18 protein-coding genes are annotated in these 19,568 nt (G+C 57.1%); 6 read left to right on the top strand and 12 right to left on the bottom strand.

Annotated elements, in window-relative coordinates; all coding sequences use genetic code 11:
* Nucleotides 1–19 precede the first annotated feature (19 nt).
* From HPC62_RS00855 to HPC62_RS00830, 6 genes are all read right to left on the bottom strand, one after another.
* Nucleotides 20–847, bottom strand: a complete 828-nt coding sequence (locus HPC62_RS00855) for a PIN domain-containing protein (RefSeq protein WP_172353338.1) — start codon at nucleotides 845–847, stop codon at nucleotides 20–22.
* 3 nt (nucleotides 848–850) lie between these two features.
* Nucleotides 851–2,374, bottom strand: a complete 1,524-nt coding sequence (locus HPC62_RS00850) for a site-2 protease family protein (protein ID WP_172353337.1) — start codon at nucleotides 2,372–2,374, stop codon at nucleotides 851–853.
* 221 nt (nucleotides 2,375–2,595) lie between these two features.
* Nucleotides 2,596–3,576, bottom strand: a complete 981-nt coding sequence (gene murQ, locus HPC62_RS00845; RefSeq protein WP_172353336.1) for an N-acetylmuramic acid 6-phosphate etherase — start codon at nucleotides 3,574–3,576, stop codon at nucleotides 2,596–2,598.
* 126 nt (nucleotides 3,577–3,702) lie between these two features.
* On the bottom strand, nucleotides 3,703–4,110 hold the full coding sequence (locus tag HPC62_RS00840) for a DUF3110 domain-containing protein (protein WP_172353335.1): 408 nt from the start codon (nucleotides 4,108–4,110) through the stop codon (nucleotides 3,703–3,705).
* 476 nt (nucleotides 4,111–4,586) lie between these two features.
* On the bottom strand, nucleotides 4,587–5,717 hold the full coding sequence (rpoD, locus tag HPC62_RS00835; protein ID WP_172353334.1) for an RNA polymerase sigma factor RpoD: 1,131 nt from the start codon (nucleotides 5,715–5,717) through the stop codon (nucleotides 4,587–4,589).
* 663 nt (nucleotides 5,718–6,380) lie between these two features.
* Nucleotides 6,381–7,646 carry a molybdopterin molybdotransferase MoeA gene (locus HPC62_RS00830; RefSeq protein ID WP_172353333.1) on the bottom strand — a complete coding sequence of 422 codons (1,266 nt, stop codon included), beginning with the start codon at nucleotides 7,644–7,646 and terminating at the stop codon, nucleotides 6,381–6,383.
* 226 nt (nucleotides 7,647–7,872) lie between these two features.
* Here HPC62_RS00830 and rpmG point away from each other — a divergent pair, with 226 nt between their 5' ends.
* From rpmG to HPC62_RS00815, 3 genes are all read left to right on the top strand, one after another.
* Complete coding sequence (gene rpmG, locus HPC62_RS00825; protein WP_172353332.1) at nucleotides 7,873–8,061, top strand: 50S ribosomal protein L33; 189 nt, start codon at nucleotides 7,873–7,875, stop codon at nucleotides 8,059–8,061.
* Nucleotides 8,062–8,108: 47 nt separating this feature from the next.
* Nucleotides 8,109–8,324, top strand: a complete 216-nt coding sequence (rpsR, locus tag HPC62_RS00820; RefSeq protein ID WP_068508773.1) for a 30S ribosomal protein S18 — start codon at nucleotides 8,109–8,111, stop codon at nucleotides 8,322–8,324.
* A gap of 139 nt (nucleotides 8,325–8,463) precedes the next feature.
* Complete coding sequence (locus tag HPC62_RS00815) at nucleotides 8,464–10,506, top strand: ribonuclease catalytic domain-containing protein (protein WP_172353331.1); 2,043 nt, start codon at nucleotides 8,464–8,466, stop codon at nucleotides 10,504–10,506.
* Nucleotides 10,507–10,527: 21 nt separating this feature from the next.
* Here the strand turns inward: HPC62_RS00815 and HPC62_RS00810 are convergent, their stop codons facing one another.
* The 6 genes from HPC62_RS00810 to psaK form a co-directional block, all read right to left on the bottom strand.
* Nucleotides 10,528–11,631, bottom strand: a complete 1,104-nt coding sequence (locus HPC62_RS00810) for a metallophosphoesterase family protein (RefSeq protein ID WP_172353330.1) — start codon at nucleotides 11,629–11,631, stop codon at nucleotides 10,528–10,530.
* 177 nt (nucleotides 11,632–11,808) lie between these two features.
* Nucleotides 11,809–12,927: a non-hydrolyzing UDP-N-acetylglucosamine 2-epimerase gene (wecB, locus tag HPC62_RS00805; RefSeq protein ID WP_172353329.1), complete on the bottom strand. Its 1,119-nt coding sequence runs from the start codon at nucleotides 12,925–12,927 to the stop codon at nucleotides 11,809–11,811.
* An 80-nt stretch (nucleotides 12,928–13,007) separates the two neighbouring features.
* A complete protein-coding gene (purU, locus tag HPC62_RS00800) occupies nucleotides 13,008–13,862 on the bottom strand; it encodes a formyltetrahydrofolate deformylase (protein WP_172353328.1) in 855 nt (284 codons plus the stop codon).
* 10 nt (nucleotides 13,863–13,872) lie between these two features.
* Nucleotides 13,873–14,442, bottom strand: coding sequence for an FHA domain-containing protein (locus HPC62_RS00795; protein WP_172353327.1), 570 nt, complete (start codon nucleotides 14,440–14,442; stop codon nucleotides 13,873–13,875).
* A 412-nt stretch (nucleotides 14,443–14,854) separates the two neighbouring features.
* Nucleotides 14,855–16,075, bottom strand: a complete 1,221-nt coding sequence (locus tag HPC62_RS00790; protein ID WP_172358704.1) for a site-2 protease family protein — start codon at nucleotides 16,073–16,075, stop codon at nucleotides 14,855–14,857.
* Between the two features lie 454 nt (nucleotides 16,076–16,529).
* The gene (psaK, locus tag HPC62_RS00785) at nucleotides 16,530–16,727 is read right to left on the bottom strand and encodes a photosystem I reaction center subunit PsaK (RefSeq protein ID WP_315874817.1); all 198 of its coding nucleotides are present in this window, start codon (nucleotides 16,725–16,727) and stop codon (nucleotides 16,530–16,532) included.
* 311 nt (nucleotides 16,728–17,038) lie between these two features.
* On the opposite strand from psaK, the gene HPC62_RS00780 reads away from it, so the two are divergent.
* The 3 genes from HPC62_RS00780 to HPC62_RS00770 all read left to right on the top strand — a co-directional run bounded on the left by HPC62_RS00780 (nucleotide 17,039) and on the right by HPC62_RS00770 (nucleotide 19,568).
* The gene (locus HPC62_RS00780; RefSeq protein ID WP_172358703.1) at nucleotides 17,039–17,743 is read left to right on the top strand and encodes a phosphoribosylanthranilate isomerase; all 705 of its coding nucleotides are present in this window, start codon (nucleotides 17,039–17,041) and stop codon (nucleotides 17,741–17,743) included.
* A gap of 181 nt (nucleotides 17,744–17,924) precedes the next feature.
* Nucleotides 17,925–18,572 (top strand): sigma-70 family RNA polymerase sigma factor, encoded by a 648-nt coding sequence (locus tag HPC62_RS00775; RefSeq protein WP_172358702.1) that lies wholly within the window; start codon nucleotides 17,925–17,927, stop codon nucleotides 18,570–18,572.
* 27 nt (nucleotides 18,573–18,599) lie between these two features.
* Nucleotides 18,600–19,568, top strand: a complete 969-nt coding sequence (locus HPC62_RS00770; RefSeq protein WP_172353326.1) for a DUF1822 family protein — start codon at nucleotides 18,600–18,602, stop codon at nucleotides 19,566–19,568.

Below are 19,568 nucleotides of genomic sequence, written 5' to 3'. Positions count from 1 at the left end.
TTCTGCAAGCTTAAGCAGCTTACTGAGGCGTGGGCTGCGTCGGGTCGAGCGGCTGCCGCAGCGGAGCCAGCCATTCGGTATTGTGGATGACGCTCCACATAATCCAGGCGGCCAGAGCAAGCCCGCCAAAGGCGAGGACTAGTGAGAGCAATTGCGTAATCCAGTCGGGCAGGCTGTTGTCGGCTCGAACTCTGCTGCGAGAGGGGCGGGAGGGCGGCTGGGCGTAGCGGCGGGCGGTCATGGAGGGCGATCGCGGCGGGGTACTCAAAGTGCCAGGGTGAACTCGAGTCGGGCTGGTTCGCACAGAACCACTGTTGGTGGTCACTGCGGCCGCGACACTACTGGTTGCCCGAAGCTGCTGCATCTTCTGGCTGACCATTACCGGGCGTTGCCCTGCCCGACACCATTGCAGCAACTCCGATGTGCGGATCGCGCATAAATTGGTCGAAGGCAACTGATAGATCCGCTGAAGCGATGACTGATCATTCGTGACCAGCACCGCCAAATGCCCCGGCGAAGACAGCGCCAAAGCATAGGCGCAGCGGGCAGAGGCCAGCGTAATGCGGGCCCGTCGAGTCAATGCCTGCCCAGCCGCTGCTAGCGATGGATGGTGTGCGTGGGCTTCAGTAATCGTCCAGCCGCTATGGGGATAAAAATGATTGAAAGATTTGCAAAGTTCCTCCAGATCAGGATCAGGAGAGCGGTCGAACAGCAGCTTCATTTCCTCATAGACGGCCTGAGGAATATATGTAGAGCCGATGCGCGAAAACTCAATCCACTCCTTGGGAGTGCTGCTGGCCAGCGCACTGATATCGAGAACCAGCAAAACTGGGGGGGTCAATGACATGCGTTAGCCTCCAATGCCCAGACGACCTGCCAATCCTGGCGTAAGGGGCAGCAATGTTGCCGCCATTAAAAACAAAACCAGCAAACCCAATGCCGCCCGCGCATCATCCGGTTCCGATAGATCTTCGAGGGCGGGGCGCTCTAGCTCGCGCTGCAAAAACAAAATCAGCACGGCCCAATACAGCGCCAGGGGGTTTGTGAGAGACACTAAGCCCAGCAACACTAAGGTTGCTACCGTAGCGCGTCCAGCCGTTTTGCGCCCGTAGATCGACTGCACAATGCGACCGCCATCCAGTTGCCCAGCAGGCATCAGGTTAATTGCCGTGATCACCAGCCCGATCCATCCAACAATCACTAGCGGATGTACATCTACCAGAGATTGCTGAAGGGTTGTGCCCAGAACGACTCGTGCCAGCGTGCCTACCAGGATGGAACCCTGGAAGAACTCGGATGGAATTTGGAAGACGCTACCCTGATGGGATAATGATAGACCAAGAATCAGGATTGTAAACGAGAGCAGACCGCCTGCCAGCGGGCCAGCCACAGCAATATCGAACAGGGCTTTGCGATTGGGCAGCAGCGACGCAAATCGGGTGATGCTGCCAAAGGAGCCGAGTTGGAGCGCGGGAATGAAGAACGGCGGGCCGAGGCGGATTCCCAAACGACGGGCTACAACACGATGACCGAGTTCGTGAACTCCAAGGATGAGCAGCAACCCCAGCGCGATGGGGAGGGCTTGCCCAAACTTTGACCAGTCTGCAAATAGGTCAAAGCTTTGCAGCAGTCCAGCGGTTTCTAAACAGGTGAGAACCGTGGCGATCGCCAACACACCCGCCAGCCCAAACTGGAGCGGGGTGGTGGGGCTGGGATCGGCCGTAGCCGGGAGAACTACCACTGTGGGGCGATCATCGGGCCCACTCAGCAAAAACAGCCGATAGCGATCGCCCACTCGCGCCTTCAGTCGTTCCGACAGCTTTGCATGGCTTTCTGCGACCTCACCCCGGAGGTTTCCCTTAAAAATTGCGCCGTCTAAATAGGGCACGGTTTCCGTCGCAAAAAACGTGTCGATGCCGAAAATCTCGCGGATGGCGGCCAGGTCTTCTGGGGGGAGTTTGGCGGGTTCGGCAGTGTCCGTTGCGGAAGGGGGCGCTTGGGGTTCAGCGGTTGTGGCCTGGGTATCCTCGTCAGTGCGGGAGGATTCTGCGGGGTTCGAGGAGAGGTGGGGCGATCGCGCTTCTGCGGCGGCATTTGCCTCGCCCTGTGCCCGCTTTTGCTGTGCTGCCAGGGTTCGCAGCCGTCGTCCCAGGAAAATGTAGAGTCCTGTAGAAGCTACGATCAGCAGCAGCACCGCCGCCAGATTGAGATACACGCCGACAGTAAATAGCCCAAAAAACAGCAGCCAGGGTAGCATCAGCACCAGAGATTGCAGCCAGGCCAGAATGCCGACCTGTCCCATCGGACGAGCGCGATAAAAGCCCCAGCCGAGGATGGCGATCGCCGCCGTCAGAATAAGCGCAGTGAGAGGCATTTTCAGACTTTAGGAATGAGGGATAGAACGCTCAACTAGCGATTTTACTAAGCAATTTTGCTAGGCGATTTTGCTTATTTAATCACCCTACAGCGTTTTTGAAGCGAGTGAGCGATGCGGACTGGCAAGAAACCCCTGTCTCTTCACGGCAGATCTCTTCACGGCGGCGCGTTTCTGACCCTCTCAGAACATGCGGCATCCTCCTGACCTGCAACTCACGTTCACTCCGCTACACTCGCCACCGCCATCCGTAAATTCCCGCCATGCTCCATCAGCAGGCGATCGCCCGTTTCAGCATCTACGCCTGCCCAGTGCATCAGCAGCGCCAACTTCACGCGACGACCGCTGTTTTCTAGCAGCAGCGCCGCGTCGGGACGGCTCAGCCCCGTGAGATCAGTAAGAATCCGCAGGGCCCGGTCGTGCAGCTTTTTGTTGGTCACCGCCACGTCCACCATGCGGTTGCCGTAGACCTTGCCCAGCTTCACCATTACGCCCGTCGAGAGGATATTCAGCGCCAGTTTGGTGGCCGTGCCCGCCTTCAGCCGGGTTGAGCCAGCCAGAATTTCGGGCCCGGTGATCAGGCGAATGTCAATATCCACTTCTGCGCTGACCTGTTCCGCAGGGACGCAGGCCAAAAATACCGTGGCCGCGCCCCGCTGTCGTGCTGCTCGGAGTGCGCCGTGGACGTAGGGCGTGGTGCCGCCTGCGGTAATGCCCACGACCACATCCTGGGCGTGAATCTGGTGATGGGCGATTGCCGCTGCGCCATCTTCCGCCCGATCTTCCAGGTCTTCGGAACTACGAATCAGCGCCCCTGCTCCCCCTGCGATGATGCCCTGAACTAGCTCCGGTGGGGTGCAAAACGTGGGCGGACACTCCGCCGCATCCAGCACGCCCAGTCGTCCACTCGTGCCCGCGCCCACATAAAACAGTCGCCCACCCTGTCGCAGCCGCGCCGCCGCACAGTCAATTGCTGCTGCTAGCGCTTCTCGTGCCCCAGCTACAGCGGCGATCGCCCGCGCATCTTCTTGGTTAAACAGGTCTACGATCTCGCCCGTGCTGAGCTGATCGAGGGAGTGGCTGGCGGGGTTGGCCTGCTCGGTCAGCAGGTGGCCCCGATTTCCGTAGGGATCGCTTTGTGAATCGTCAGACGGAATACTATCGCCAGATGGAATACTTTGGGAGGGTGGGGAATCGGTCATATCAGCAAACTCAAATAAACGTTCAGCACATAACGGGCGATCGCCGAGGCGAATTGGCCAAGCCTCATCGACGGAGGCGAATTAACCCTCGTAAACCGCTTATCTCGGGCCGCTCAATGTCCCCTCTTACAGCAGGCCCTCAAGCTGCCGTCGAATCCGCTCTAGCTCAGCATCGGAGAGGGTGCTTAACGATGTTTCGGAATCGGGGGACTTGGGATGGGGCGATCGCCCATCGTCTTCCGGATTCCAGTCTAGTTCTTCCACATTCGTCTCTGGCGGCAGCGCCAGCGTCCCTTCGGGAACTAGCACACATTCGTAATGCGCCCCTTCGCAGAATTCCTCGATTTCTTCCGACTCAAAGCATTCCACCGCTGGACTGAGGAAATCCTGCGCTTCTAACATCAGCCCGTAGCGCGTCGCGTCGTCTTCCGACTCAAACATCAGCACCACGTTGCGATCGCCCTCCTGGATTTTGAGCGTGTGGATACCCTCATTCTCCGTTCCGGCGTTGAATAGCAAAACGTAAACTTGCATGGAGATCTGAAAAAACAGAGATCTGAAAAAACAAACGATGGGTTCAGAATCGACGCAGCGCGTAAATCCTGGATCTATCCTATGCTCGGATGGTCAGTCCAGCACTCATTTACCCAGCTTTCCCGACCCTAGACTCTGTTTGCCGAACGACAAAAAAGCAAAAAAAGAGCCGACACGATGATGTCAGCCCTTGCATATTAGTTCTTCAGCGCCTCGGCTCACCGACAAGGCGCGGATGATCTTAGGGCGCGCTTTAAATCCCTTCGATCCCCCCTAGCCCCCCTTAAAAAGGGGGGAACCGAGCCGAACCACTCCAGAAGTCCCCCTTAATAAGGGGGATTTAGGGGGATCGCCCCCCTCAGCACCTCTAAAAAGGGAGAGCCTGGTCGAACCACTCTGGAAGTCCCCCTTTTTAAGGGGGATTCAGGGGGATCGACTCAAGGCAATCAACGACCTAGAAAGTTTTAAGACACTGCCTAGCGAATATATTCCTTCAGCACGCTGTTGCGGTTGGGGTGACGCAGCTTGCGGAGGGCCTTTGCCTCGATCTGACGAATCCGCTCACGGGTTACGTTGAAGATCTGCCCGATCTCTTCCAGCGTCTTCATGCGACCGTCATCCAAGCCGTAGCGCAGACGCAGCACGTCACGCTCACGCGGGCTGAGGGTACTTAGCACACCTTCCAAATCTTCCCGCAGCAGGCTCTTGGAAACCTGATCTTCAGGCGTTTCGCCGTCCGATTCGATAAAGTCACCCAAGCGAGAATCTTCCTCTTTACCAATCGGCGTTTCCAGCGAAATCGGCAGTTGAGCAGACTTAGCAATGAACCGCAGCTTCTCGATGGTCATTTCCATACGAGTAGCGATTTCTTCTTCAGTTGGCTTGCGGCCCATTTCCTGAGACAGCAGCTTGGTTGTCTTCTTGATGCGAGAAATCGTTTCGTAGAGGTGAACCGGAAGGCGGATGGTGCGAGACTGGTCGGCGATCGCCCGCGTAATGGCCTGACGAATCCACCAGGTGGCGTAGGTCGAGAACTTATAGCCCTTTTCGTGGTCAAACTTTTCAGCCGCCCGAATCAGACCCAAACTGCCTTCCTGAATCAAGTCCTGGAAAGACAGGCCCCGGTTCATATACTTCTTGGCGATGGACACCACCAGTCGCAGGTTGGACTGCACCATCTTGTCCTTAGCACGCCGTCCAACGTGAAGACGATGACGGAATGCAGGCAACTCCATCTCAACAGCACTTGCCCACTCGGCGTGCTTGGGTTCGCGGGCCAAGTCCTGCACTAGCCGCTCCCGAACGCGCTCTAGCTCCAGCAAATCTGCAATCTTCCGAGCTAGCTCAATCTCCTCATCAGCCCGCAGCAGGCGAATGCGGCCAATTTCTTGAAGATAGAGACGAATGGAGTCTTCGGTGTAGTGCTTCTTCTTGACTTGAGTTCGGCGGCGAGAGCGGCCCTTTGCTGGCTTCTCGTCGTCTTCCTCAGCTTCATCTTCCGGCTGGATATCAAAGACATCCTCACGCCCGTCGTCACCCTCATCGACGAATTCAAAATCAGTCTCGGTTGGGTCAACAGTTTCGAGTACGTCATTCGCCTGGGTCATGCCGCGCTCCTCATGCTCCTTATGTCAAAGGTCAAAAAAACTGGTCAAGCCAGAAGGTAATGAATGAAATGAAATAGTGACGGTTTCTAGACAAACTAGCAATCCATCTAGACCTAAGCAATGGAGGAAACCGAGGGAGAAGGCCAATGAATTCCAGATTCTGCTGCCCTACGGCACGCGCCTTTCCCAAACCTGCCCATTCCCAATTTGCCTTAGTTGAGGCTTAGCAACAAACTCAGGAATCTTAAGCTGCAAGACTTGAGTTGCAAGACTTTAACTGCAAGACTCCCTGATTGTAGCCTTTCTCACAAAACTTGTACGCCTCAACCCCACTTTGGTCATAGAAATCTGATAAGCCCCACCCAAGGGTGTTGCTAAAGTCTGATTCAGAAACTTGGATATTCCGATTCAGATCAATACTCTAGCCATAGATGGCGGAATGTGCCAGATATGTTTTGAATTTTCCTCAGGGGTGACTCCAGCGTAACGAGCTTTACCGTTTGAACCGGCCGGGGAAAAAGCGTAACCTGCTCCGCCAATGTGCGGAATTGGGATCTGGCACTCCGGATGACGGAAAGCACGGCTGAAAACAGATTAGGGGAATTCTGTTTCCTTTTTGGAAATACTTTCTGCTCCGCCAAGGGCTGGATCTGCTGACGTGGCTCAGGGAAAGGCGATCGCCCCTCCACCCGTCTGCATCAGCCGAATTGGAGTGCCTGCGAGAATCCGGGTTTGTCCCACAGGCACCTGTGCCAGGGCGTTGGTCTGGGCCAGATTGATGAGATTTCCAGAACTAAAGCTGCCAGGTGATTGGGAAAACTCATGACCTTCTTCTGTCACACGCAGCGTCCCCCAGAGATAGGTTTCGCGCTTACCATCTGCGTTCAAGTCGTGAGGCGATCGCCCCCAGATCCACGCCGGCCCCCAACCTGCCGACAGCCCCGCCCGTTTCCGCAGTGCAGGCAGCACAAACCGCCAAAAGGTGACCAGCGCAGACACCGGATTCCCCGGCAAGCCAAAGTAGGCCGTCGGAGGATGGGATTGGGAAGCTTTAAACGTTGCAAAAGTGAGGGGCTTGCCGGGTTTGATGGCGATCGCCCGGATGTGGATCTTGGCTCCGAGAGCTTCTAGCAGGCGATCCACATAGTCATAGTCGCCCACCGACACGCCGCCGGAAGACAGCACCACATCGGCCGTGGACACCGCCTGGGCGATCGCCGTTTGCAAAGCGTCTGGCTGGTCGGGCACGATCCCCAGCATCAGCGGTTCGGCTCCGGCTTCGGCCACCAGCGCCGCCAGCGCATACTGGTTGGAATCGACAATTTGCCCCGGACGGAGTGGCTGGTCGGGCGACACCAGTTCGTCACCCGTAGACAAAATGGCCACCCGTAGCCGTCGATAGACCGGAATCGTTACACACTGGGCCGCCGCCAGCACGGCGATTTCTGCTGCCCCCAGCCGAACTCCCGCAGGCAAGAGGCGATCGCCCGCCCGATAAAACTCGCCCCGACGGCGAACAAACTGCTGCTGTGTGGGTGCAGAGAGAATGTAGACGCGATCGCCCTCTCGCTGCGTTTCTTCCTGCATCACCACTGCATCTGCTCCCGGCGGCATCATGGCCCCGGTCAAAATTCGCGCCGCTTGCCCCGGCTGGATAGTCTGCTGTGGCTGATATCCTGCTGGGATCTCCTCCACCACCGTCAGAGCAGTTGGCGCATCAGGGCAACTGGTGGCCACATCTGCCTGCCGCACGGCATAGCCATCCATTGCCGAATTGTCCCAATGGGGAAAATCAAGCTGGCTGCTGACGGGTTGCGCCAGAATGCGCCCTGCTGCGGCCGATAGCAGCACCCACTCTAGGTCATCTTGAGGATTTAGAGGGTGCGTCAGGCTGAGAATTCGTGTTTCGGCTTCGAGGACAGGCAGCATGAAGATTGAGGGAGGTGCAGGTTTAGGGTTCCAGGTTTGGTAAACCCGGTGATGCTTAAGCTACACCATTTACCAGCACGCCGAGGACAGGTCAGGTTCGGCAAATTCTGGGTTCGGCTCTCAAAAATTCTTGTCCGGTTCTCGCTAAAGAGTTGTCGATCTTGCCCTTGATATGAAAAAATAAGGGTTTGTGTTTAATTACTGACTCAGCAGGACTGGACTCGCTATGGCTAAGGGCGTTCGTGTCATTATTACGCTGGAGTGTACTGAGTGCCGCACCAATCCGGACAAGCGATCGCCCGGAGTGTCACGCTACACCACCACTAAGAACCGTCGGAACACCACCAATCGGATCGAGCTGAATAAGTTTTGTCCGCATTGCAACAAGCACACGGTTCACAAAGAGATTAAGTAGTCTCCCTCTCTTCTATTTACTATCTACAACTCCGAATCCCAATTCCTATGACCTACTACCGCCGTCGCGTGTCTCCCATCAAGCCCGGAGATCCCATCGACTATAAAGATGTAGAACTGCTGCGTAAGTTCATCACCGAGCGCGGCAAGATTTTGCCCCGTCGCATCACCGGGCTAACGGCAAAGCAACAGCGCGACCTCACTCAGTCCATCAAGCGGGCCCGGCTGCTGGCGCTGCTGCCGTTTGTGAACCAGGAAGGCTAGGCGTTTCGGCTTTGGGCGATCGCCCTCAAGCTATGTCATTGAGGCTATGTCATTGAGGCCTGACTGGGGCTGCCCAGGATACTTTCCCGTAGACACTGGATCGCACCTTAACATCGTCATCCCCTGATTCCACGGCGCTATGGACAAGGGAACATTAGTTGAATTTCGGCCGAGCAGCGAGGGCGGAGCGGGGGCTACTCGTCCGCGTCGCTTGGCTGTGGTCGATCGCCCGGAGGGAAAAAAGCTGTGGGTGGTGATCGATGAACGAGGCCAGGCTCATACGCTGCATCCCCGCGACATCACTTACACCGTTGCGAATCAAACCTATAAGCCGTCTGAAATTAGCGCCTTTCTGAAAGAGGTGCAGCCCTACCTTGATCCCGACAGCCTGGAAGTGGCGTGGGAATTGCTGATAGAGGATGGGGAAACGGTTGACCCAGCGGGAATGGCGCGGCTGCTGTTTTCCGATGACAGCCCCCCCTTGCAGTATGCTGCCCACTGTCTGCTGTCGGACGATCGCCTCTATTTCAAGCAGAAGGGCGATCGCTACGAGCCGCGTCCCGCAGCGCAGGTAAAGGAACTCAAGCATCAGCTTTCGGTCACGCTCCAGCGGCAGCAGGAGTGGGAAGGTTTTTTGGCAAGATTGCGCCAGGTTTTGGCGGGCGAATCGCTGGAATGGGCAGCGGGCGATCGCCCCTGGCTAGAAGCCTTGGAGCGGTTTGCTACGCTAGGAGAAGAAGCCAGCCACCGTACCCCGGCGCTGGAGGTTTTATCGGCGCTGGGTCGTCCTGAAACACCGGAAGAAGCCTTTCAGCTTTTGGTGGATCTGCGGCTCTGGCATCCTCACGAGAATTTGTTTCTGCGGCGCAGCCAGATTCCGATCCAGTTCCCTAGCCGAGTCCTTGAAGTGGCCCAACGCTGTCTTATTGACCCGCCCGCCGACTCTAGCCGCGATCGCCTAGACCTGACTCACCTCAAGGTCTATACCATTGACGACGAAAGCACGCGGGAAATCGACGATGGTCTGAGCGTCGAGTTTTTGCCCGACGGGCAGCACCGCATCTGGGTTCACATTGCCGACCCTAGCCGCTGGCTCACACCTGGCGACGCGCTCGATTTGGAAGCGCGGCGGCGCTGCATTACGCTGTATTTGCCGACGGGTATGACCCCCATGTTTCCGCCAGAACTGGCCACCGGGCCGATGAGCTTGGTGCAGGGGCAGTTGTGTCATGCCTTTAGCTTTGGGGTGTTGGTGGATGCGGATGGCGCAATCCAGTCCTACGAGATGCACCCGACGCTCATCAAGCCCACCTATCGCCTGACCTACGACGACGTAGATGAGATGCTGCAACTGGGCATCCAGGCAGAGCCGGAGCTAGAAATTTTGTTTCAAACGGCAAGTCAGCGGCAGCGCTGGCGGATGCAGCAGGGCGCGATCAGCATTCAAATGCCAGAATCGTCCATCAAAGTGACTGAAGACGACGAAATTCGGATTGACGTGTTTGAAGAATCCGCTTCTCGAATTCTGGTGTCAGAAATGATGATCCTGGCGGGCGAGGTGGCTGGGCGCTATGGCGAGGCGCATGGCCTGCCGCTGCCGTTTCGGGGGCAGGAACAGCCCGAACTCCCGCCTGAAGAGGAATTAATGCTGTTGCCACCAGGGCCAGTGCGGGGCTGTGCGGTTCGTCGCTGCATGAAGCGCAGTGAAATGGGCGTGACTCCGATCCGCCACGCGGGTCTGGGGCTGGATGTCTATGTGCAGGTGACGTCGCCAATTCGCCGCTACGCCGACTTGCTGGCTCACTTTCAGATCAAGGCGCATTTGCAGGGCGATCCGCTGCCCTTTTCGCCAGAGGAAATGACGGAACTGCTGCAAGGCATCGGCTCCACGACTTACGAAATGGTGCAGGTCGAGCGCCAGACAAATCGTTACTGGAGCCTGGAATACCTGCGGCGCAATGCAAACGAAGTCTGGCCGGCGCTGGTGCTGCGCTGGCTGCGGGAGCATGAAAACTTTGGGCTGGTGCTGCTAGAAGATTTGGGACTGGAGATGGCGATGCGCTTTAGCCGAACCGTGGAAGTGGGCGATCGCCTCGATGTGAAAGTGTCCTATGTCGATCCGCGCCGCGACCTGATCCAGTTCGTGGAAATCGATCAGGCCGTTCCCCAGGCTGCCTCTTGATTTCCTAGGCGAAAGAATGGCTCAAATTCGCAGCAGGGTTTGGTTATCAATTGGGCAATAGTTTCCGCTGGCATCCAATGCGCTAAAGCGGTGGAGAAACTGACAAACCGCAGGCGGCAGGTGGTGAAAGTCGAACCAGGCATCGCCTTGAGCAATGTCTGCCCAGAAATGGCGCAGGTGGGGGGCGATTGCCCTGGCTTCGGCATCGGCTAGCGCTAAGGGCGGCAGCGTCAGCAGGCGATGCATAAAAGAAAAAGAGCGATCGCCCATCCAGTTTCGCGAATAGGTCTGCAAGTCGTCCCAGCCAGATACAGCTTCGACGCGAGTCGTGTCTACCTCAATTTGCCAAAATCCCTGGTCGTTCTGAGTTGCCACCAGCACCCGATAGGGATGGGGATAGCTGACCAGCGAACCGGTGGTGATTTCGCAAAACTCTCGGTGCTGCGCCACGTCTTGCACATGCAGATGCCCCGTGAAAATCAGCCGCACTCCCGCAGGCTCTAAGATCCCCAACAAATCAGCCGCATTTTGCAGCATATAGCGCTGGCCCATCCCGTGGCGAGCCTGGCCCGGCAAATGCTCCAGCACGTTGTGATGCACCATTACCAGCACCAGATCATCGCCCACTGTGTCCAGCGTTTCTGCCAGCCAGCGCAACTGTGCCTCATCCAGCCAGCCCGTTGGTAGCTGTACACCGTTTTCATCAAAGGCGATCGAGTTCAGCCCAATCAGCCGTACTCCCGGCAAAATCTCGCGGGCGTAATAGGGGCGATCGCCCGTGTACCCAAACGGCTGATAAAGCTGAGGAAAATCAGACAGCCCAATCGCCCGTTTCTCCGCATCCCGCGCAATGATGTCGTGGTTTCCCGGCACGACGTAAACCGGATAGGGCAATTGCCCCAGCCGCTGCACAAGCCACTGGTGGTTTTCCCATTCCCCATGCTGGGTTAGATCACCCGGCAGCAGCAAAAAATCCAGATCGGCTGTTGCCAGCGCTGCCAAAACTTGCTCCAGCGCCGGAACGCTGACTTCCACCAGATGAAACCGATGGGGATTGTCCCAAATGGTGTGGGGCAGCGCGATATGGGGATCGCTGATGACAGCAAAGCGAAAGCGAGAGGCCATGGAGGAATCGGGAAAAAAGCGCAATCTTCCTTCCATCCTAATCGGGCAGGACTTCTGTCGTTGAATGATTTTCGATTGAAAATTTCCTGCCGAGGGATTTTTGCGCCCTATGCCTGCGAAAATTGATTCAACGGTTCAAATTTCAACGGTTCAGATTCAACTCCTAGACAGGCTGCTCTACGCGACAGTCGTTCTACGAAAGTAGTCCTGCACGATGGCTTCGATCCGCTCAGCGGCCCGCCCGTCCCCAAAAGGATTGACCGCATTGGCCATGGCACTGTAGGCATCGGCACTGCCTAGCAGGCTGGCGGCCGCCGCCAGGATATCATCCGGCCGCGTGCCAATTAGCCGCGCTGTTCCGGCAGTCACGGCTTCGGGGCGCTCGGTGGTTTCCCGCAGCACCAGCACCGGCTTGCCCAAACTGGGGGCCTCCTCCTGAATACCGCCGGAATCCGTCAGCAGCAAATAGCAGCGCTGGATCGCCCCCACCAGTTCTGCATAGTCTAGGGGTTCTGTCAGATAGACACGGGGATGCTCGCCCAGCAGCGCCGTCAGTGGTTCTCGCACAGTTGGGTTGCGGTGCAGCGGCAGCAGCAGCGCCGTGTCGGGAAATTTGTCCAGCACTGCCAGAAATCCCTGTGCAATGTCCTGGAGTGGCGCACCCCAGTTTTCTCGGCGATGCACCGTTGCCAGCAAGACGCGATAGTGATCCCAATTCAGATTGGGAACTGGACAGTCGGGATGGCGGGCGGCTACGGTCAGCAGCGCGTCGATCACAGTGTTGCCTGTTTTGTGAATCTCGCCCGTTACGCCCGACTGCTGGAGATGCTGCACGGCGAGTTCTGTGGGCGCAAAGTTAAGCTGGGCAATTTGGGAAATGAGGCGGCGGTTTGCTTCCTCCGGGAAGGGGTTAAATAAGTTGTCTGTGCGGAGTCCTGCTTCGACATGGCCCACTGGAATTTTTTGATAAAACGCTGCCAGAGCCGCCGCGAAGGCCGTTGTTGTGTCGCCCTGCACCAGCACCATTTGGGGATTGAGTTCGGCAAACAGCGCCTCTAGCCCGCGCAGGCTGAGACAGGTGATGTCGGTCAGGCTTTGCTGGGGCTGCATGATGGCAAGATCGCGATTGGCCGTCAGGTGAAACAACTGCATCACCTGATCCACCATTTCTCGGTGCTGCCCGGTCAGCACGACCTGGGTGTCAAAGGCGGGGTTGGCCCGAAACCGCTGAATCACCGGGGCCAGCTTGATGGCTTCGGGGCGAGTGCCAAGGATAATACAGATGCGGTGGGGCATTGGCGGGGTTGGGATTTGAAGACAGAGAACTTGAAGACAGAGAACTTGAAGGCAGAGAAATGGAGATGAAGCAGGAAGGACTAGGCGAAGACGACGGTGCGGTTGCCGTAGACAAGAACGCGGTTTTGCAGGTGATAGCGGACGGCGCGGGCGAGGACGATGCGTTCCAGGTCTTTGCCTTTGCGGATGAGGTCTGTGACTTGGTCGCGGTGGCTGACGCGCACCACGTCTTGCTCAATGATGGGGCCTTCGTCTAGGTCTTGGGTGACGTAGTGGGCTGTTGCGCCGATGATTTTTACGCCGCGTTCGTAGGCTCGCTGGTAGGGGTTGGCTCCGGCAAAGGCCGGCAGGAAGGAGTGATGAATGTTGATCACGCGGGGAAACTGGGCGATGAAATCGGCGCTTAAGACCTGCATGTATTTTGCCAGGACGACGAGATCGATGCGGTGGTGGCGCAGTAGCTCAAGCTGCTTGGCTTCTTGCTGGGGTTTGGTGTCGGGGGTGATGGGGATGAGGTGATAGTCGATGCCAAACTGCTGGGCGATCGCCCCCAGGTTCGGATGATTGCTGATGATTAGCGGGATCTCTGCGGCAAACTCGCCGGCCCGCTGTCGCCAGATTAGGTCAAACAGGCAGTGATCTTGTTTGCTGACCCAGATGGCAATGCGGGGCGTTTCATCGGAAAAATGCAGTTCCCACTGGGCATTGAGCGGTTGGGCGATCGCCTTCCAGGCCACGCCAATCACTTCTCGCGGCAGGTTGAAGCCATCCAGTTGCCACTCGATCCGCATGAGAAACAGCCCCGCGGAAGCATCCGTGTGCTGATCGGCATGGATGATGTTGCCGCCATTGGCATAGATAAAGTTGGCAACCTTGGCAACGAGACCAGGCTGGTCGGGGCAAGAAACCAGAAGGATAGCAGTGGGGTTGGTCATGAATCCCGCACTACTCTTCGACCGCCAGACGGGAGCTTGAAGAAAACCTCGCATCTGTTTCCAGTTCGTCTTCTAGCTCGTCGTCTTCTAGTTCGTCGTCTTCGTTGTCTTCTAGCTCGTCGTCTTCCAAGTCTTCGGGGAACACTACCGCGCCTGCACCGCCTTCACCCTCTTCGTCGATCATATTGGGGCTGATCAGCGTAATATCGAACTCGTCAGGCGGCACAGTTGCCACATTCTCGCGCTTCAGCATGTAGTAGATAGCTTGAACCTGGGGTCCAAACACCACCTTGTCCTGATTTTCGAGGTCGTGAGCAGCAAGCTTTTTGCCATTGATGAGTAGTCCATTGGCGCTAGGCTTACTCCTACCATTACCGTCTACGATGCGATAGTAGTAGCCACCTTGGTCATCCGTCATGCGAACCAGCGTGGCGTGATGTCTCGAAACAAAGGGAGAAACTAGCCGAATGTCGCAGGCTGGGTCTCGACCAACGGAATAACGATCGCCCTCTAGTGCGTACTCTCGCCGTCCCTTATTGTCTTCGATGATGATCAGGTGATTGGGGTGCGATGCTGACATGCAACGATGACTCGCTCAACAATGGAAAACAAAATGGAAAACAAAACGAACCTGCAAAGGCGTAACAAACCTGTTAATTATCTACAACTTTCTTAAAGCTAGTGTGCTAGACAAGACGCTGCGAAACCCTTGCTCTCTTGAGGACATCGCGCACCTAACTGTGTAAGAGAGTGCCGTAATAACAGAGCGGTAGAAGCAACCTACAGACAAGCTGGCCAAACGCTGTAGCCACAAGTCTGGCGATCGCACGTTTCCGTTAGACAACCCGTATCAACAGACTAATATAGCAACACCTGCGGCGATCGCCATACTCATTACGCCACAGGAGAGTCTGCGGTTTTCTGAGCGATGCTGCGGGATGCTGCTAAATCAGGGATAGTGAACCCGTATGTTTCTATTGGTTACGATTTTTTTAACCGTTTCGGTCTTCATTGAGCGAAGTGGCGATCGCAGGCAGCGGCAGCCCCGGCGGATACACGCCTTCCTCTTTAATGCGAGTGATCAGCGCATCGGGCACAGGCACATTCAACTGCTTGGCTACTGCTCGCACAATGTCGCCCCGATCTAGCACGCCTGCCACTGCTCCGGCCGGAGAGAGGACTGTAATCCGCTTCAAAGTCTCGGTTTCCAGTTTGCTGATAGCATCTGACAGGGGCGATGCTTCTGCAACGCTAGGGATTTCTGTAAGCGGATGAGCTATCTCTTGAAGCGTCTGATTCCACTGGCTGCGCTCGATCTGCTGCACATCTTCGACCAAGACCTGACCCCGATAGCGCCCCTCCGACGCAGCATAGAAAGCCGGTGGATAGGCTTCCTCCTGCTGCACATAATCGCTGATAAAGCGTTCCAGGCTGAGGTCGGCATCGACCACGCGAAACTCGTGGGTCATCGCGTCCGCCGCCGTCAGCTTGCCCACAGCCTCCTGCACATCCGAAACGCGGCTGTAGGCGCGGGCATTGCTCAAAATAAACCAGGCGATTAGCCCCAGCCAGATGGCGTTAATGCTGCCTGCGGGAGACTGGATGTAGGCCATTACCGCCAGCGCAATGCCAAACCAGCCCAGCGCCTGTCCCGATCGGGCGGCCCAGCGCATTCCCTGGATGCGGCTGCCCGTCAGCTTCCATACCGCCGCCTTCAGCACTTGCCCACCATCCAGCGGCAGACCCGGAATCAGGTTAAACAGCGCCAGCACCAGGTTGATGGCAGAAAGCCGTGTGGCAATGAGGTGCAGGGGGGTATCCGTGGGAAGTACTTGGGCTGCCCCAGCCAGCAGCAGAAATAGCGCGAAGCTGACGGCTGGCCCGGCGATCGCCACCTGAAACATCTGCCCTGGTGTTTTGGATTCCCGGTCGATGGACGCAATGCCGCCAAAGAGAAACAGCGTGATGGAGTTGACCCCGATGCCCTGCGATCGCGCCGTCAGGCTATGGCCCAACTCATGCAGCAGCACCGACCCAAACAGCGCCAGCGCCAGCCCAAGTCCCGTAATCCAGGCAACACCCGCTGGATAGCCTGGGCTTTGCTGCAACATCAGGCTGTTGGAATAGGTAAACAGCCCCAAGATCAGGAACCATGAGGAGTCAACCAGCAGTGGAATGCCAAAAATCGAGCCAACTCGCCAACCTGCCCTCATCTGCCCTCCTGGCTGCATTGGGGCGGCAAAACCCACCGCCTGATAAGACATTGCCTGGGAGACCGTTAACGCTGATAGCAGGGGATGGGAGTGAAGACTCCGCAGCACTTGTGCGAGAGGAGTAGATGAGATTCAGGCTGAAAGCAAGTTTGAGACAAGTCAGCAAAGCTTTCAGGCGTTGATCCAACTCGTTGATCCAGCTCTCTGGTTCAACTCTCTGCAACTGCGATAAACCGCTAAGACTTGCGCCAGTTCCGTCAGGCTTGCTCTCATTCTACTAGGCTGACCTGGCAAACAGATGAGCCTGGAGGATGGCTTCTGATATCAAGTCCTAGAATATCAAGTCCTAAAAATACGGGCCGAGGACGGGCAGAACCCTGGCGGCGAATGTTCCCTGAACGGGGCCGCCTTGTTTCCTGCCCGTAGAACTTTTGGGCACTAGAGCGGCCCAGCGCTAGAGCAGCCCAGCATTCGACAGGCCTAGCACAAACCCAGCCCCCAGCAGGTGGCCAAAGCTCATGGTGGCCAGCAGTTCTGGCAAGCCAAAGCCCGTAAACATGGCGGGTAGCTCGACGGGCAGCGCCGGACCAACGCCGCGCTTTTGGATGGCGTAATAGCCGATGGCGATCGCAAACAGATTCGCCGCCGTCATGACAATTGCGGTGTTAATCGACCAGGGGGCCGTTGTCGCCGTAGCGATGAGTGCAGTGTGAAACGCAACGTGAAACAATGTAAAATCTCCCCTTTTTTGAACTCGCCGATCTCAAGCACTACGCTCAAGACGCAACGCTCAAGACGCAGTGCAAAATCATTCCTGATTTTAGAGAGGCAGGTTTGACGAAACACAATTTGTTGAAAGAGTTAACAGTTCTGGGCAATACCGATACAAAACTATGCAGAGACACTATGCAGAGTCCCGCCGAGTCCGTTTTTGCTGAGTTTTCCCTAGCGCGATCCGCGCCGCTGCGGGTCAAAATCTGCGGCATTACGCAGCCTGCCCAGGGACGGGCGATCGCCCAACTCGGCGTTTCGGCCCTGGGCTTTATCTGCGTGGCTGCGTCACCCCGCTATGTGGCTCCAGCCCAAATTCGGGCAATCGTCGAGGCGCTGCCGCCAGAAGCCCTGGTGGATCGGGTCGGCGTGTTTGTGGATGCGCCCCTAGAAGAGATCCAGCAGGTGGTGGCGATCGCCCAACTCACGGCTGTTCAACTGCATGGCAACGAATCGCCAGACGGCTGCCAGCGGGTGCGCGAGGCCTTGCCCCACATCGAACTCATCAAAGCGCTGCGGGTGCGCGATGCTGCGACGCTCGACCTGGCCCACCGCTACGCGCCCCACATTGACACACTCTTGCTCGATGCCTACCATCCCCACCTCTACGGCGGCACAGGCGCAACCCTCGACTGGGCAATGCTGCGGGACTTTGACCCTGGCTGTCCTTGGTTGCTGGCTGGCGGCCTCACGCCCGACAACGTGCAGCACGCTCTAAGAGCAGCCCATCCCTACGGAATCGACCTCTCCAGCGGCGTGGAGCGTTCCCCCGGCGACAAGGATTTGGGGCTGGTCGAGCGGTTAATGGGGGCGATCGCCCAGTTGGGTCGTCAGGAATCAGGGTCTACTGCTCAGGATGATTTCATCGGAGCGCGATCGCCAGAAAACCGAGAGTGAACTGCAACAAACTCTATAGAATTTGGAACTTTATCGCGTTCAGAACTGTGATACGAGTAAAGCATCCTATGTAGTGGGTTCATCGGTTAGGTGCGTCTACAACGGGCTGTTGTTCCTATGTGCCAACTTGTGAACCTGCTGGGCTTCGCTTTTTTTGCTGCTGCCCCTGCCCTTAACCCCGATCCCGGAGATGGACGAACTGCAAGAACTGGTCATCGAAGCCTGTCGCCACCCGCCTGGCAGCCCCCAGCGTCAGCGGGCCTTGACCAAGGTGATCCGGCTGGCATCGCGCAAGCTGTGGCGGGAGAATGTCGCCTATTACGAAGATGCGCTCCAGCAGACCTGGGTATATTTCTGCCAAAACGTCTGCGAAGCCACGACCGGCCGCAAATACGACCCCACTCAGAGCAGCGTGGTGACCTGGTTGAGCGCCTATCTGAAGCGGCGGCTGCAAGATTTTTACATTCAAGGTCGAGAGCAGGAAACTCGGCGGGCCGCTGTCCGGGGTATGGCCTCACGCTCTGGCGAGACAGGGGAACTGATTGATCCGGTGGATAACCTGGCGGCTAATCCCGACGTGCCGCCTATTTTGCAAGACGTGCGGGACTGGGTAGAAGCGGACGGCAGTGGCGATTTGGTGAAAACCCACATCAAGGGGCGACCGGAGGTGAACTGTCAGGCGCTGTTGCTGCGACGGCTGCCGCCAGAAGCAAGCTGGGAAGAGATCTCAGCCGAGTTTGGGCTGCCCATTTCCACACTGAGTAGTTTTTACCAGCGGCAGTGTTTGCCCCGGCTGCGTAAATTTGGCGAGTCCGAGGGATATCTGTAGAGGAGGACTTGCCCGAGGACTGACCCTATGACATACAACACCGCCGAGATTGACGATTTCGCATTAACGCTGCCCCTGCCGCAGGCGGCCCGACAGCTTGCCCAACAGTTTGCCAGCCAGCAGCCAACTCCGGCCAAAGCCGAACAGGTGCGTCACAATACGCTGGCGGTGTGGGTGGTCAATGATTATTTACAAATGATGGGTATCGACACCGACTTGGAGCGGGGAGATAGCTGGAATGCGATCGCCCGTCTTACGGCCGACGTTGCCGATTTGGAAGTCATTGGTGCGGGCCGACTGGAATGCCGCCCTGTTCAAAATGTATCCGCGCCCTGCCCAGTGCCGCCCGAAGTGTGGGGCGATCGCATCGGGTATGTCGCGGTTCACATTGACGCATCTCAGCGCGAGGCCTCCATTCTGGGCTTTACCCCCACCCTGGAACCAGGGGACGACGGCCCACCAGCGCTGCATCCTGCTCATCTCCAGCCCCCTGAAGATTTGATGGATCATCTTGATCGGCTGCTGCATCCCCTGGTTGCTACGACGCTGGCACGGGCAGGAGTCAGTCTCAACCAGTTGGGACGATGGCTGCAAGGGGCGATCGACGCAGGCTGGAGCGCAGTGGATGCCGTCCTGAGTCCAGAGCAGCTCAGCCCCGCCTATGCCTTTCGGCAGCTTAGCAATGCCGCTGTGCGTCGCGCCAAGCTGGTGGAGGTGGGCGTTTCGCTGCCGCTGGTCATGGAACTTAGCCTCAGCACCACACAGCCTGGACAAACCGATATTTGCGTCCAGCTTTATCCCAGTCCTGGCACTTCCAGCCTGCCGCCAAACGTATATCTCCGCATTCTGGACGAGTCGGGCACTGTTTTTTTAGAGGCTCAGTCCACCACGCTCGAAGACTATCTGCAACTGCAATTTAGCGGAGTCTCTGGCGAAACCTTTGGGGTGCAAGTTGCCTTGGGTGACACGACCGCAACAGAAGCATTTTTGATTTAG

The sequence above is a fragment of the Thermoleptolyngbya sichuanensis A183 genome (assembly GCF_013177315.1).
GTDB classification, from domain to species: Bacteria; Cyanobacteriota; Cyanobacteriia; order Elainellales; family Elainellaceae; genus Thermoleptolyngbya; species Thermoleptolyngbya sichuanensis.
This window is presented reverse-complemented; position numbering and strand designations above follow the sequence as displayed.